Annotated in this window: 12 protein-coding genes; 11 read left to right on the top strand and 1 reads right to left on the bottom strand. The window is 35.6% G+C overall.

From position 1 onward, the window contains the following. Positions 1-448: 448 nt before the first annotated feature. Positions 449-970: a GNAT family N-acetyltransferase gene (locus tag A9C19_RS11625; protein WP_072581856.1), complete on the top strand. Its 522-nt coding sequence runs from the start codon at positions 449-451 to the stop codon at positions 968-970. A 375-nt stretch (positions 971-1,345) separates the two neighbouring features. Here the strand turns inward: A9C19_RS11625 and A9C19_RS11620 are convergent, their stop codons facing one another. After that, positions 1,346-3,058 carry an Rqc2 family fibronectin-binding protein gene (locus A9C19_RS11620; protein WP_072580100.1) on the bottom strand — a complete coding sequence of 571 codons (1,713 nt, stop codon included), beginning with the start codon at positions 3,056-3,058 and terminating at the stop codon, positions 1,346-1,348. A 170-nt stretch (positions 3,059-3,228) separates the two neighbouring features. Here A9C19_RS11620 and A9C19_RS11615 point away from each other — a divergent pair, with 170 nt between their 5' ends. The 10 genes from A9C19_RS11615 (at position 3,229) to rsmB (ending at position 15,212) form a co-directional block, all read left to right on the top strand. Beyond that, the gene (locus tag A9C19_RS11615) at positions 3,229-5,919 is read left to right on the top strand and encodes a calcium-translocating P-type ATPase, SERCA-type (protein ID WP_072580099.1); all 2,691 of its coding nucleotides are present in this window, start codon (positions 3,229-3,231) and stop codon (positions 5,917-5,919) included. 277 nt (positions 5,920-6,196) lie between these two features. Beyond that, entirely contained in the window at positions 6,197-7,078 is an 882-nt protein-coding gene (locus A9C19_RS11610; protein ID WP_233499165.1) for a YicC/YloC family endoribonuclease, read from the top strand. A 73-nt stretch (positions 7,079-7,151) separates the two neighbouring features. Continuing rightward, a complete protein-coding gene (remA, locus tag A9C19_RS11605; RefSeq protein WP_072580098.1) occupies positions 7,152-7,415 on the top strand; it encodes an extracellular matrix/biofilm regulator RemA in 264 nt (87 codons plus the stop codon). 15 nt (positions 7,416-7,430) lie between these two features. Next, positions 7,431-8,045, top strand: a complete 615-nt coding sequence (gene gmk / locus A9C19_RS11600; protein WP_072581854.1) for a guanylate kinase — start codon at positions 7,431-7,433, stop codon at positions 8,043-8,045. A gap of 1 nt (position 8,046) precedes the next feature. Then, entirely contained in the window at positions 8,047-8,247 is a 201-nt protein-coding gene (gene rpoZ, locus A9C19_RS11595) for a DNA-directed RNA polymerase subunit omega (protein ID WP_072580097.1), read from the top strand. A 518-nt stretch (positions 8,248-8,765) separates the two neighbouring features. After that, positions 8,766-9,977, top strand: coding sequence for a bifunctional phosphopantothenoylcysteine decarboxylase/phosphopantothenate--cysteine ligase CoaBC (coaBC, locus tag A9C19_RS11590; RefSeq protein ID WP_072580096.1), 1,212 nt, complete (start codon positions 8,766-8,768; stop codon positions 9,975-9,977). Continuing rightward, the gene (priA, locus tag A9C19_RS11585; protein ID WP_072580095.1) at positions 9,978-12,392 is read left to right on the top strand and encodes a primosomal protein N'; all 2,415 of its coding nucleotides are present in this window, start codon (positions 9,978-9,980) and stop codon (positions 12,390-12,392) included. It abuts the gene before it with no gap. 51 nt (positions 12,393-12,443) lie between these two features. Beyond that, positions 12,444-12,926, top strand: a complete 483-nt coding sequence (gene def, locus A9C19_RS11580; protein WP_072580094.1) for a peptide deformylase — start codon at positions 12,444-12,446, stop codon at positions 12,924-12,926. Positions 12,927-12,931: 5 nt separating this feature from the next. Then, positions 12,932-13,873: a methionyl-tRNA formyltransferase gene (gene fmt / locus A9C19_RS11575; protein WP_072581853.1), complete on the top strand. Its 942-nt coding sequence runs from the start codon at positions 12,932-12,934 to the stop codon at positions 13,871-13,873. Beyond that, positions 13,866-15,212: a 16S rRNA (cytosine(967)-C(5))-methyltransferase RsmB gene (rsmB, locus tag A9C19_RS11570; RefSeq protein ID WP_072581852.1), complete on the top strand. Its 1,347-nt coding sequence runs from the start codon at positions 13,866-13,868 to the stop codon at positions 15,210-15,212. Before fmt ends, rsmB begins: the two co-directional genes overlap by 8 nt.

The raw sequence follows: 15,212 nt of genomic DNA, 5'->3' as shown, positions 1-15,212 counted from the left end.
TATGTGTATCTTATGAAGAATTTTAACAAAGAATAAAAAGTTCTGATAGGATAGATTTTTCCGTTTTTCTATTTTTGTTATAGCAGAACAAAGAATCTATAGTAGAAATACTTCTTTTGAAACGTATTCATATGCTTATAGCTCTTACTACTAATAGGATATAAAAGTACATGAATTCATTTCATAAAATGAATCCTTTATGTCTAAAGGCTTTCAAGGTGCGGAAAGAGAGTACCTCGTCGATGATTTGAAGCATTTTTTCAGCTATCTTTTTTGATCAAATTCCCGCTGTAGTGATGAAAGTGATTCACATAGTTATTATTATGAATTTTTTCGGAAGTTTATTTTATTGATATTATTTTTACTTAAAGTAATAGAGTTTATGAAAAGAGCATTTAATTATGATAAAATAGGGAAAATTTCTAAAAATAGGGAAAGAGTGAACGAGATGACAATTAAACTAATAAAACCATCTTTTCATTTACGAGAAGAGTATCTATCATTCTATTATGAGTGGATTGAAAGTGGAGAAGAAATGATCCCTTGGGTAATACAAAAAGATCCAACTTATTTCCAAGAGATGTTGGAGTCCATTCAAAATCATGAAAAAGGAATAAATCTTCCTAAAGGCTGGGTTGCTGACTCAACATTTTGGCTTATAAATGGGGAGGATAGAGTACTAGGGGGTGTTAACATTAGACACTCTCTTACCGATTTCTTACTAACGAGTGGTGGTCATATTGGCTATGGAATCCGTCCTTCTGAAAGAAAAAAGGGTTACGCAACACAATTATTAGCCCTCTCTCTACGAAAAGCACGTGAGCTTGGAATTGAAAGCGTCCTTGTTGTTTGCGATGAAATAAACATAGGCTCATATAAAACAATTATTAATAATGGTGGGAGGGAGGATTGGGATCATATTGAGGAAAATGGAAATGTTGTTAAGCGGTTTTGGATTGAAACAGAGTAAAATAAGAAGGTTAATTGGATAGATCTTGGGTCAAAACTCAATCAATTTTTTAAAAGACGAACGATTTTCGTTTGACACGTTGTTCCTTATTAATATGTTGTGGTGGAAGAACAAGTTCGTTCCATTCCGCTGCTCCATTACACTAGCGATTATCAATCGTATGCAAAAACAATACATGTAGTGACAAAGAATAAAACCCGAACGATATGGGAGATTTCCATTGAAATATCACCTGATCGTTCGGGTTTCTCATTAACTAAGAACACTTATGTCCACACTTTACTTTTACTTTTGGAAACGATAAAATGCATCGATTGTGGATAAGTGATTCGACATTCAGCAGCCTAGTTTTTGTGGGTTAACAAGGCGTAGCTTCTAGCTTTTACGTAGCTTGAAAACTAAATCTTGATTTGGTGTAACATACACTGTTTGTTGGTTGTCATAAATTACAAATCCAGGCTTTGAGCCGCTTGGTTTTTTTACATGTCTAATTGCTGTAAAGTCTACAGGAACGGAGCTAGAATTTTTAGCTTTGCTAAAATAAGCGGCAATATTAGCAGCTTCTAAAATAGTCTCTTCACTAGGGCTCTTTGAACGAATAACGACATGTGAACCTGGGATGTCCTTCGTATGAAGCCATATTTCGTCACGGGCAGCAACCTTATTTGTTAGGAAGTCGTTCTGTTTATTATTTTTACCAACGATGATTTCTGTCCCATCACTAGCGATATAGCTCTCAAGTGAGGGTTTTATCGTCTTCTTTTTCTTAGAGCGAGATTGTCTTTGTTTAATATAGCCTCCTTCCATCAATTCTTCACGTATTTCCTCAATGTCCTTTGGAGAAGCTGATTCCATTTGTTGAGCCAATGCGTCAAAATACACAATCTCACTTTCTGCAAGTTTAATTTGCTCACGAATAACTTCAACTGAATTTTTTGCCTTCTGGTATTTTGAAAAGTACTTCTGTGCATTTTCAGAAGGTGTTTTTTGTGTGTTTAATGGAATTCGGACAGTGTTATTTTCTTCATCGTAATAATTAATCACTTCTGCATACTTGTCGCCTCTTTTAATCGAGTATAAGTTAGCGGTTAATAATTCTCCAAAAAGCTGATATTCATTTGCTTTTTCAGCTTGGTCTAAAGTGCTTTCGAGCTTTTGGATTTTTTTCTCGTTTTTCTTAAGCTCGTTTAGGATGAATTTCTCTAAATCATTTCCTTGTTGCTTCACTCTATCTCGTTCAGATTTGCCATAATAATAACGATCGAGTAGTTCAGAAAGAGTAGAAAACTGTTTGTGATCACTGCTACCCATATGCGTTAAAGATAACATGTAGAATAACTCTTTATTATTACTATAATAAATGGTAGGTTCTATTTGTTTATCTTTCAGATTTTGGATCATTCCTGTAAAGGACGCTGGAATCGTTGTCCTATTTGTTAATCCAGCTCTATACGCAACTTCTTTAGCGAAAAGGGGAGAGACCCCTGAGAATTGTTGAACAATTTGTTGGTCAATCTTCCCTGCGTTAAAATCTAATTTCTTCAGAATTGTTTCCTCATCTGCTAATAGAGGATTTGTCTTTCCTTGACTAGGGGGTAGAACATAGGGTTGTCCAGGCATTACAGTCCGATGACGATTCACAGCTGGTGATAAGTGCTTAATACTATCTAAAATAACCATTCGTTCTTTATCAAGTAGAATGATATTGCTATGTCTCCCCATTATTTCAATCATGATTCTCTTTGTTGTTACGTCTCCTAGTTCATTTCTGCTTCTTACATCAATCATGATTATTCTTTCAGTTTCTAGCTGTTCAATATGTTCAATTACCCCACCTTCGAGATGCTTTCTTAAGAGCATGCAAAACATTGGTGGTTCACTAGGGTTTTCATAACTTTCATTTGTTAGATGGATTCTTGCGTAGCTAGGATGTGCAGAGATAAAAAGTTTATAATTCTTCCCACCTGATCTTACGTGAAAAATCAAATCATACTTATAAGGTTGATGAATTTTAGCAATTTTACCATTTTGAAGTACTTCTCTTATTTCATTTGTAATTGTATATGTAAATAAACCGTCAAATGACATTCATAAAACTCCTTCTTGTTTATACACGCTTGTAATGATTTCTTGTTCCATTAAGTTTTCTTCTTGATTATAGCATGTTTTTGGACGAGGCTGAATAAGTTGTCTATAGGGTAGGGTAGTCCAAAAGATGTCTTAAAATTACACGTGATTAAGGGGTGTTTAAAGAATTCATGAAATGGCATGAGATGCGATCAGATGAAGTGATGAATTCAATCAATACAGATGCCGAAAATGGCCTAACAAGCAAGGAGGTTCAGAAACGCACGCAAAAATTTGGGTTTAACGAATTAAAAGAGGCTGAGCGTCCTTCGGCTATTATCATATTTTTAAGTCAGTTTAAAGACTTTATGGTGTTAGTCTTACTTGTGGCCACGCTAATTTCAGGTTTATTAGGAGAATACATTGATGCCATTGCGATCATCGCCATTGTTGTTGTGAATGGTATATTGGGCTTTTTTCAAGAGAGACGTGCAGAACGCTCATTAGAAGCCTTAAAGGAACTTTCAGCCCCACAGGTAATGGTACTTAGAAATGGGGAATGGGTTAAAATTCTTTCAAAAGAATTAGTACCTGGTGATCTTGTTAAATTTACAAGTGGTGATCGTATTGGGGCTGACATGAGGCTTATTAATACGAAAAGCTTAGAGGTTGAGGAATCAGCGTTAACAGGTGAATCCCTTCCTGTTCAGAAATCCACTCAACCAATAGCTGGAGCAGATGTTGGTTTAGGGGACTTAACAAACATGGTCTTCATGGGGACGTTAGTTACACGAGGATCAGGAGTTGGAGTTGTAATAGGAACTGGGATGAACACAGCAATGGGACAAATCGCTGATTTACTACAAAATGCAGAAACAATGGAAACTCCTTTACAACGTAGGCTGGAGCAGTTAGGTAAAATACTAATTGTCGTTGCTCTTTTGCTGACTGTTCTTGTAGTAGCGATCGGAGTTATACAGGGTCATGATTTATATAATATGTTCCTTGCTGGTGTATCATTAGCTGTTGCTGCCATTCCAGAAGGGTTACCAGCAATTGTAACAGTAGCATTATCCTTAGGTGTACAAAGAATGATCAAGCAAAAATCAATTGTCCGTAAGCTTCCTGCTGTAGAAACATTGGGCTGTGCATCTGTTATCTGTTCTGATAAAACAGGAACGATGACTCAAAATAAAATGACAGTGACAAATGTTTGGTCTGGAGGTAAGGATTGGACTGTAACAGGTACAGGTTATCATCCGCACGGTGAGTTCTTTCAAAATGATCAAAAGGTCGAAGTAAAACACTCAAAAACACTTCAGCAAATTTTAACATTTGGAACATTATGTAATAGTGCTGAAATTGTTGAAAAAGAAGGACATTTCCAACTGGATGGTGACCCTACAGAGGGAGCGTTACTTGTTTCAGCTATGAAGGCTGGGTTAGTAAAGCATTCGCTCCTTAAGAATTTTAAAATAATAGAAGAATTTCCTTTTGATTCAGCTAGAAAAATGATGAGTGTTGTAGTTGAAGATAAATCTGGAAATCGTTTTGTGGTGACCAAAGGTGCACCAGATGTATTACTAGGTATATCAACTAATATTTTGTGGAATGAAAGGCAGGAAAACTTAACGAGTGATTATGCGAGTAAGGTGAAGGATTCAATTGAAAATCTTGCCTCCCAAGCATTACGAACAATCGCGATAGCCTTTAAACCATTAAATTCTTCAGAAAAGATTCATACTTCTTTAGAAGCTGAACGTGATTTAGTGTTTATTGGTTTGCAAGGGATGATTGATCCACCGCGTCCAGAAGTAAAACAGGCTGTTAAAGAATGTCGAGATGCTGGAATAAAAACAGTAATGATTACTGGGGACCATGTAATAACCGCAAAGGCAATTGCCACTCAATTGAATCTATTACCTTCAAATGGGAAGGTTATGGAAGGGAAAGAACTGAATTCATTATCTGTTGAAGAATTAGAGGCTATTGTTGATGATGTATATGTTTTTGCGAGGGTTTCTCCAGAACATAAATTAAAAATTGTTAAAGCGTTGCAAAATAAAGGTCATATCGTTGCCATGACAGGGGACGGTGTAAATGATGCACCTGCTATTAAGGCAGCTGATATTGGTATCTCGATGGGAATTACAGGCACAGATGTTGCAAAAGAAGCATCTGCTCTAGTATTAGTTGATGACAACTTTGCAACGATTAAATCAGCAATTAAAGAAGGAAGAAATATTTATGAAAACATTCGAAAATTTATACGTTATCTTTTAGCTTCGAATGTAGGCGAAATTTTAGTTATGTTATTTGCCATGATCCTTGCTCTCCCACTACCTCTTGTTCCAATTCAAATTCTCTGGGTTAACCTCGTAACGGATGGTTTGCCTGCAATGGCATTAGGGTTAGATCAGCCTGAAGGAGATCTGATGAAACGAAAACCAAGACATCCTAAAGAGGGTGTTTTCGCAAGAGGCCTAGGGTGGAAAGTGATTTCAAGAGGTTTTTTAATTGGTCTAGCAACTTTGGCTGCTTTTATGATCGTATATTACCGAAACCCAGATGATTTGGCATACGCTCAAACGATTGCTTTTGCGACACTTGTTATGGCACAACTCATTCATGTTTTTGATTGTCGTAGTGAAAAATCAATATTTGATCGTAACCCATTTGAAAATATATATTTAATTGGAGCTGTTATTTCGTCAATTCTATTAATGCTTATTGTTATTTATTTCCCACCATTACAGCCGATATTCCATACAATTCCAATACTTATGAGAGATTGGCTTTTAATTCTTGGTATGTCAGCTATTCCAACTTTTTTACTTGCAGGGTCACTTTTAACAAGAAAAACATCTAAAACTATGATATAATCATTGAGGGGATGACCCAATAAGTCATCCCCTTTCCTTATTTAATTACATACATATAGGCATTTTACATGCTATTTCAAGTATGCATATTGATTTGTTTTCTCCTTCCATTGGCTGCTTTCCTAGATTGTCCTGTGGGGAAAATCAAATATGCAAACGATCCTCTGGACAAATAGTTCTTTTCCTGAATTTAGTGTAGAAAAGATTGTTTTCATAAAACGAGGAAAATTTTCACAACCTACATGTCGTGGTTACGTATTGAATAGAAAGCGATGTGATGAATGTGGTTTCAAGTATGACTGGATACGGTCGTGCAAGTGCACAAATTCAATCATGTATAGTAACTGTAGAAATAAAGACGGTAAACCATCGTTTTTTGGATGTTCACCTTAAAATTCCTAAACAATTCATGATGATTGAAGATCAAATTAAGAAAGTAATTACTAGTAAAATCAACCGAGGGCGTGTAGAGTTATTTGTAAATATTGAAGGGGAATTTACCTCTAATAAAAAGGTACATATTGATTGGGACTTAATGGATCAATTTGTATTTTCACTAGGTCAATTGAAAGAAAAGTATTCTATTAAGGAAGATATATCATTGCAACATCTTCTTCATTTTCAAGACGGAATCGAGATTCAAGATACATGGAATCCAACAATAGATGTTGAACAAGAGATGATACTTCTTGTTGAAAGCGCAGTTAGTCAGTTAGTGAAAATGAGAGAAGTTGAAGGTGCTCGGTTAGAAGTAGACTTATCTTCACGTCTTTTAAGCCTTTCGCATATTACAAATGATTTAGAGACAATTGCTCCCATTGTTGTTTCCCGGTACCAAGAGAAATTAACTAAACGTGTATCAGAATTTGTAACTGGAAAAATTGATGAAAATAGAATAGTAACTGAGGTGGCTATCTTTGCAGATAAAGCTGATATTAGTGAAGAATTAACTAGAATCCACAGTCATCTCTTTCAATTTACTGAAACATTAGAAAAACAGGAGCCTATAGGTCGAAAGTTAGATTTTCTCGTACAAGAGCTAAATCGAGAAGCAAATACGATTGGTTCTAAAGCAAATGATGGACTTATTGCAAAAAATGTTGTTGAATTAAAAAGTATTATTGAAAAATTGAAAGAACAAGTTCAAAATATTGAATAGGTTAGCGTAACATTGATTATAAAAGGTCTTATAAGGCAAAAATAGTTTTGTCTTAATTAGGGGGAGCAAATGTATGAGCATTAAACTAATCAATATCGGATTTGGTAATATTGTATCAGCAAACCGAATCATCTCAATTGTTAGTCCTGAATCAGCTCCAATTAAGCGAATTATTCAAGACGCAAGAGATCGAGGTATGTTAATTGACGCTACATATGGCCGTCGTACTAGAGCGGTTGTTATTATGGATAGTGATCACATAATTTTGTCGGCTGTTCAGCCGGAGACGGTAGCTCAAAGATTATCCACTAAGGATGAGCTATCTGATGAAGGGTAGGGAATAAAAGCATTGATAAAAGAAAGAGGATTATTAATCGTCCTATCGGGACCTTCAGGTGTTGGGAAAGGTACGGTAAGAAAAGAGTTGTTTTCTCAGGAAGATACAAAATTTGAATACTCCATTTCGATGACTACACGTAAGCCTCGTGAAGGTGAAGTTGATGGAGTGGATTACTTCTTTAAATCAAAGGAAGAATTCGAAAAGTTAATAGAAGAAAACAAACTACTTGAGTGGGCCGAGTTCGTAGGTAACTACTATGGAACCCCTGTTGATTATGTAGAAAAAACTTTGAGTGAAGGAAAAGATGTTTTTCTTGAAATTGAAGTACAAGGTGCATTACAAGTACGTAAGGCTTTTCCGGAAGGATTGTTTCTTTTCTTAAGTCCTCCAAGTTTAAGTGAGTTAAAAAATAGAATTGTAACACGAGGAACAGAATCAGAGGAAATTATTAACAATCGAATGAAAGTTGCAAAAGAAGAAATTATCATGATGGATGCTTACGACTACGTAGTAGAAAATGATGATGTGCAATTGGCATGTGATCGTATTAAAGCAATTGTGACAGCTGAGCATTGTCGTCGTGAACGTGTAGCACCACGATATAAAAAAATATTGGAGGTAGAATAATATGTTATATCCATCAATTGATGTACTAATGAACAAATTAGATTCAAAATATACACTTGTAACGGTAGCAGCAAAGCGTGCACGAGAAATGCAAGAAATAAATGATGAGCAGATCGCAAAGCCGGTATCTCATAAATTTGTAGGTAAGGCGTTAGAAGAAATTAATGAAGGTCTTTTAAATTACCAAAGAGCTGAAAAATAAGAGAAAATAACAACCTAGTCATTAGGTTGTTATTTTTTTCATCCTTCCTTCACTCAGGTATAGGTGAATCTAGATCTAGCTTTTGTGAGGTTCATTTAAACGTATTGCAATACATAATCTTCCTGCTTCTACCTCGTTTACGTAGCTGAGGTAGAAGCAGGAAAGAAAAGAGTGGCACTCCTTATACAGAGAGAAAGCCTTGTACTAAGTGGTGCTTGGGATTTTCAAATAGCAACAATCTAAAAGAATAAAAGATAGGTAATAGACAGCTGTACTTTTCTTGTAAATACGAAATAAAGGTATTTCTCTCCTTAAAGTGGTACAATTTTGTATGATATAAACTTACTCTCATTTCACCTTTGAATAAGCTTCTATTGGGGCAATATTCAAGAAGTAAGGAAACAAAAAATGTCTTACGATAAATTTAAATGAGTAGAGCAAAGAAGGAAAATCAATTAAGTATGACATAAGAGATAAATCTTTTTTGATGAAAAAATCAGAAGGTAGGTGTTAGCGTAATGATGAACGGAAAAAAAATACTTCTTTGTGTAAGTGGAGGAATTGCTGCATATAAAGCAGCTGCATTAACTAGTAAACTTGTACAAGCAGGTGCAGAAGTAAAGGTCATTATGAGTAAATCTGCGATGGAGTTTGTTACTCCATTGACTTTTCAAGCACTTTCCCGAAATGACGTATATTATGATACATTTGATGAAAAAAATGCCAAAGTGATTGCTCATATTGATCTGGCAGATTGGGCTGATTTAGTCCTAGTGGCGCCTGCCACAGCAAATGTAATTGGTAAACTAGCGAATGGTCTTGCAGATAATATGCTTACGACAACATTGCTAGCTACAACTGCGAAGGTATGGATTGCTCCTGCAATGAATGTTCATATGTATGACCATCCAGCTGTAAAACGAAATCTTTCAATATTACATGAGTTTGGTTATGAATTTATTGAGCCTAGTGAAGGTTTTTTAGCATGTGGGTATGTAGGGAAAGGAAGACTTGAAGAGCCTGATAAAATCGTTGAGTTAATTGAGAAATCATTTAATGAAAGGTCAAAGGAAAAGGTTTTAAAAGGTGTAAACATTCTTATTACTGCAGGAGGAACAAAGGAAAAGGTCGACCCTGTTCGTTATTTTACAAATCATTCTTCAGGTAAAATGGGTTATGCAATAGCAGAGGAAGCAGCAAATTTGGGGGCAAATGTTACATTAGTATCTGGTCAAACGATGTTAACGCCACCACCGAATGTTAAAACTATTTTTGTTGAATCTGCACAAGATATGTTAGAAGAGGTTCTATCTTTATATGAGGGTTCAAATGTTGTCATAAAAACAGCGGCAGTGGCAGATTATCGTCCAGCCAAAACCTACAATCAAAAGGTGAAAAAACAAAATGAAGAACTTGTGATTGAAATGGAAAGAACAACTGATATTTTAAAAGAACTTGGGATACGAAAAACAAGTCAGATTCTTGTTGGTTTTGCAGCTGAAACAAATTCAGTAGAAGAATACGCAAAGAAGAAACTGGAAGCTAAGAATCTAGATCTTATTGTTGCTAATGATGTGACGACTAAAGGTGCTGGCTTTGGAACAGATACAAATATTGTCACTATGATTGATCGAGAATTGAATAAAACTGAATTACCTCTAATGTCTAAAAAAGACGTTGCAAAAAAATTGTTAGAGAAGGTTCACTTATTAATAAAGGGTGCGAAGTAAATGAAGTATGCTAGCGTCATTGTAGATGTTTCCTCGATGCAAACAGATCGTGCTTTTGATTATAAGGTTCCAGAGGATTTACAAGAGTTTTTGTCACCTGGAATGAGAGTCATTGTACCTTTTGGACCAAGAAAAGTACAGGGGTTCGTCACGGAAGTAAAGAATCATTCAGAATTTGATAAGCTAAAGCCCATTATAGAATTATTGGATCTAACGCCCTGTTTGACTCCTGAATTGTTAAAAGTAGGTCAATGGTTAACAAATAAAACCTTATGTTTTAAAATTTCGGCATTTCAAGTGATGCTTCCTGCTGCTATGAAGGCCAAATATGAAAAAGCTGTTAGATTAATTTCAGATGACACCACAGACCTTCCTGGAGAATTGCAGCCTTATTTTCATAAAACGAATCAAGTAAATGTTAAGGACCTAGAGGAGCAAATTCCATTAGCTGAGATTCAGAAATTAATAAAAAAGGGACAGTTAGAGTTTGTATACCAAGTAAAACAAAAAACAAATAAAAAAACGATTAAACATATTGCGCTTAATTTATCGCAAACTGATATCGACCAAGTGATTCAAACGCTTCCCCCACATGCAAAAAAACAAGCTGAGGTTCTAACCTTTTTTAAAAATAGGTCTATTACTGATATACCTCTGCAACAATTATTGACCGAAGCAAATATTTCAGATGCATCAGTAAAATCTTTACTTTCAAAAAAGATCTTAAAAGAAGAGATTAAAGAAACCTATAGAGACCCATACCAAGACCGGTCGTTTAAAAAAACAACACCTCTTCTTTTAAATGAAGAACAACAAAAAGCAATTGACCCCATTTTAACTTCTGTAGTGAACAAGCAGCATGAGGTATTTCTCATGTATGGAGTAACAGGGAGTGGTAAAACAGAAGTATATCTTCAATCAATAGAAGCTGTGTTACAAAATGGAAAAGAGGCCATAGTCCTTGTGCCGGAAATTTCATTAACACCTCAAATGGTTAATCGTTTTAAGGGGCGTTTTGGTTCAAAAGTAGCGGTTCTACATAGTGGTCTTTCAAAGGGTGAGAAATATGATGAATGGAGAAAGATACAAAGAAAAGAAGTACAGCTTGTAGTAGGAGCAAGATCAGCCATTTTTGCCCCTTTTGAAAATTTAGGGATGATCATTATAGATGAGGAACATGAATCTAGTTATAAACAGGAAGAGAATCCAAGGTATCATGCTAGAGATGTTGCCATTTATCGAGCACAACTTCATAATTGTCCGGTGGTATTAGGTAGTGCAACACCTACACTAGAGTCATTTGCACGTGCACATAAAGGGGTATACAAACTGTTAACTTTGAGAGAACGTGTAAATAACCGTTCAATGCCTTCTGTTGAGATTATAGACATGCGTGAAGAATTAAGAAACGGAAATCGTACAATGTTCTCAACCTCCTTGTTAGAAAAGCTTACTAATCGTCTTGAAAAGGGAGAGCAAACAGTTTTATTTCTAAATAAACGTGGCTATTCATCATTTGTTATGTGTCGAGATTGCGGGTTTGTTATTCAATGTCCTCATTGTGATATCTCACTTACCTATCATCGTTATGGCCAACAGTTAAAATGTCACTATTGTGGGCATGAAGAACGAATGCCAAAGGTATGCCCAGAGTGTGAAAGTGAACATATACGTTTTTTTGGAACAGGGACCCAAAAGGTTGAAGAGGAGCTTGTAAAAGTTCTACCACAAGCTCGGGTTGTTAGGATGGATGTTGATACAACAAGTAGAAAAGGCTCACATGAAAAACTATTATCGAAGTTTGAAAAAAAAGAAGCAGATATTCTACTAGGTACTCAGATGATTGCAAAAGGATTAGACTTTCCTGACGTAACATTGGTTGGTGTACTGACCGCGGATACCATGCTAAACTTACCTGACTTTCGTGCTTCTGAAAAAACATTTCAGCTATTAACTCAAGTGAGTGGTAGGGCAGGACGACATGAACTACCAGGAGAAGTGGTGATTCAAACTTATACACCTGAGCACTACAGTATCCAGTTAGCAGGTCAATATGATTACGATGAATTTTTTAAACAAGAAATGTTGCATAGAAAACACCATGCTTACCCTCCCTACTATTTCATTTCCTTGATTACAATCTCTCATCCTGAAATTACGAAAGTAGTATCTGTTGCAGAAAAGATTTCACAAAATTTAAGGAGAAATCTAGGGAAGGAGACCAAAATATTGGGCCCAGTTGCATCCCCAATTCCAAGGATCAAAGATAGATATCGATATCAATGCATGGTAAAATACAAACGGGAAAATAACTTACATGATACGTTTAAAAAAATAATAGAACATTTTCAACAAGAAATGACGTCAAATGACTTAACCATAACGATTGATCTAAGTCCAAATACAATGATGTAGATACGTTTGTATCTTTTGTTTTTTGTGGAAAATAATAGTGGAGGAATAAATTTGGCAATAAGGGAAGTCGTAATGTTTCCGAATGATGTACTTATTACGCCTTGTGAAGAGGTAACTGTATTTGATCGGAAATTATCAAAATTAATAACAGATATGTATGATACGATGATTGAATACGATGGGGTAGGATTGGCAGCTCCCCAAATAGGAATTTCAAAAAAAATAGCAATAGTTGATATAGATGATCATCACGGTACGATTGAATTAATTAACCCTGTCCTTTTAGATAATAGGGGAAGTCAAACAGACCCTGAAGGTTGTTTAAGTTTTCCAGGTTTGTATGGAGAAGTAACTCGTCCTGAGTATGTTAAGGTACGAACATATAACAGAAAGGGAAAAGTGAAACTAATTGAAGCTCATGGATTTTTAGCAAGAGCGATATTACATGAGATGGACCATTTAGAAGGAATATTATTTACTTCAAAAGTAGAGAGATATATGAAAGAAGAAGAGTTAGGAAGTACGGAAGGGTGACAAACATGACGAAAATTGTTTTTATGGGGACGCCGGATTTTTCAGTACCTATCTTAAGAAGTTTAATAAAGGAAGGGTACGATATTGTTGGGGTAGTAACTCAACCGGACCGACCAAAAGGGAGGAAAAAGACGTTAACTCCTCCTCCAGTTAAAGTGGAAGCAGAAAAAAATCAGATAAAAGTTCTACAACCTGAAAAAATTAGGCATGAATTAGAGGATGTTCTTGCGTTAGAACCAGATTTGATTGTAACAGCAGCGTTTGGTCAAATATTACCTAAGGAACTGTTAGATGCTCCTAAGTTTGGCTGTATAAATGTTCACGCATCATTATTACCTGAATTAAGAGGCGGAGCACCTATTCATTATTCAATCTTGGAAGGTAAAGATAAGACAGGAATTACAATTATGTATATGGCCGAAAAGCTGGATGCGGGTGATATTCTTACACAGGTTGAAGTAGAGATAGAAGAACGAGATACAGTTGGCTCTCTACATGATAAATTAAGTAAAGCAGGGGTGAAACTACTTCTTGAAACAATTCCACCGTTGTTAGAAGGGAAATTATCACCTCAAAAGCAAGATGACTCGAAAGCAACGTTTGCATCTAATATAAAGCGTGATCAAGAAAAGGTAGATTGGAAAAAGCCCGGAGAAACGATTTATAACCAAATAAGAGGGCTAAACCCTTGGCCTGTAGCATTCACCACTTTTGATAAGCAAGTAATCAAGTTATGGTGGAGTGAGAAAATGGAAAGCCAAAATGATTCCCCACCAGGAACGATTATTGGAATTGACAAAGACGGCTTTGTGGTTGCAACAGGTAATAGCACTGCCATTAAAATTACAGAGCTTCAGCCATCTGGTAAAAAGAAAATGACTGGTGAAGATTATTTAAGAGGTACAAATATTTCAGTTGGAGATAAACTAGGCGATGACAATGAATAAACAACTTAGTGTCCGTGATGTAGCAGTTGAAATATTATTACAAGTAGAAAAAAATCAAGCTTACAGTAATCTATTGATTAATTCAATGATTACAAAATTTAAGGTGAAGGAAAAAGATATTCCTCTTTTAACAGAGATAGTGTATGGTACTCTACAAAGAAGAGATACACTAGATTATTTCTTATCACCATTTATTAAGAAAGCAAAAAAAATAGAGCCCTGGGTGAGGATCTTATTAAGAATGTCCATTTATCAAATGTATTATCTTGATCGAATTCCGGAAAGAGCTATCTTTTTTGAAGCGGTTGAAATCGCTAAAAGAAGAGGTCATAAAGGGATATCGTCTTTTGTTAACGGAGTATTAAGATCTACCCAACGTGAAGGGATCCAAAATCTTGAAGAAATTAAGGATCCAATTGAAAGATTATCTATTAAAACCAGTCATCCTAAATGGCTTGTAGAAAAATGGGTCAGTCAATATGGTTATGAAGAAACAGAAAAAATGTGTGAAGAAAATTTAACTTCTCCTTCACAAACTGCTAGAGTAAATAGAACAAAAGGAACTGTTGAACATCTTATTGAGTCCTACGCTCAAAAAGAGATCACAGTAGAGAAAGGTAATCTCTCAGAAGATTCCATTAAGGGTGTGAAAGGGAATTTAGCATTAACAGAAGAATTTAGACAAGGTTTTTTGACAATTCAGGATGAATCTTCCATGTTAGTTGCTAGAGTACTTGATCCTAAAGAAAATGAAATAATCTTAGATGCATGTGCAGCTCCAGGAGGGAAATCAACACACATTGCAGAAAGAATGCATGGTACAGGAAAAGTACATTCATTGGATTTGCATGAGCATAAAGTGAATCTCATTAAACAAAGTGCTGAACGATTACACCTTTCAAATATTGTTCCTCAAACTCTTGATAGTAGACTTGCAGGAGAAGTGTTTGCCAAAGAGAGCTTTGATCGTATTTTAGTCGATGCCCCATGTACTGGTTTTGGCGTGATAAAAAGGAAACCAGATATAAAATATACTAAAACAGAACAGGACGTTTTGAAGCTAGCAGAGTTACAGAAGAAAATTTTACAAGCTGTTGCCCCTTTATTAAAACCAAATGGTGTGTTAGTTTATAGTACGTGTACAATTGACCAAGAAGAGAATCAAGATGTTATAAAAGAATTTTTAAATCATCATCCAGAATTTGAACGCAACCTCAGTATGAGTGAAATTCTTCCAGAAAAAGTGAAGCCGTATGTAAAAGATGGAGAACTTCAACTACTTCCACATTATTTTGGAACAGATGGTTTTTATATCGTTAGTTTACGAAAGAAGGGTTAA

Source organism: Bacillus weihaiensis, assembly GCF_001889165.1.
Lineage (GTDB): Bacteria > Bacillota > Bacilli > Bacillales > Bacillaceae > Metabacillus > Metabacillus weihaiensis.
This window is presented reverse-complemented; position numbering and strand designations above follow the sequence as displayed.

What these genes read in the sequence shown, in the direction of transcription:
- A9C19_RS11610 (WP_233499165.1), top strand. Translation starts at nt 6,197, where the DNA reads ATGAATGTGGTTTCAAGTATGACTGGATACGGTCGTGCAAGTGCACAA.
- rpoZ (WP_072580097.1), top strand. Translation starts at nt 8,047, where the DNA reads ATGTTATATCCATCAATTGATGTACTAATGAACAAATTAGATTCAAAA.
- A9C19_RS11625 (WP_072581856.1), top strand. Translation starts at nt 449, where the DNA reads ATGACAATTAAACTAATAAAACCATCTTTTCATTTACGAGAAGAGTAT.
- fmt (WP_072581853.1), top strand. Translation starts at nt 12,932, where the DNA reads ATGACGAAAATTGTTTTTATGGGGACGCCGGATTTTTCAGTACCTATC.
- remA (WP_072580098.1), top strand. Translation starts at nt 7,152, where the DNA reads ATGAGCATTAAACTAATCAATATCGGATTTGGTAATATTGTATCAGCA.
- A9C19_RS11620 (WP_072580100.1), bottom strand. Translation starts at nt 3,058, where the DNA reads ATGTCATTTGACGGTTTATTTACATATACAATTACAAATGAAATAAGA.
- rsmB (WP_072581852.1), top strand. Translation starts at nt 13,866, where the DNA reads ATGAATAAACAACTTAGTGTCCGTGATGTAGCAGTTGAAATATTATTA.
- coaBC (WP_072580096.1), top strand. Translation starts at nt 8,766, where the DNA reads ATGATGAACGGAAAAAAAATACTTCTTTGTGTAAGTGGAGGAATTGCT.
- priA (WP_072580095.1), top strand. Translation starts at nt 9,978, where the DNA reads ATGAAGTATGCTAGCGTCATTGTAGATGTTTCCTCGATGCAAACAGAT.
- A9C19_RS11615 (WP_072580099.1), top strand. Translation starts at nt 3,229, where the DNA reads ATGAAATGGCATGAGATGCGATCAGATGAAGTGATGAATTCAATCAAT.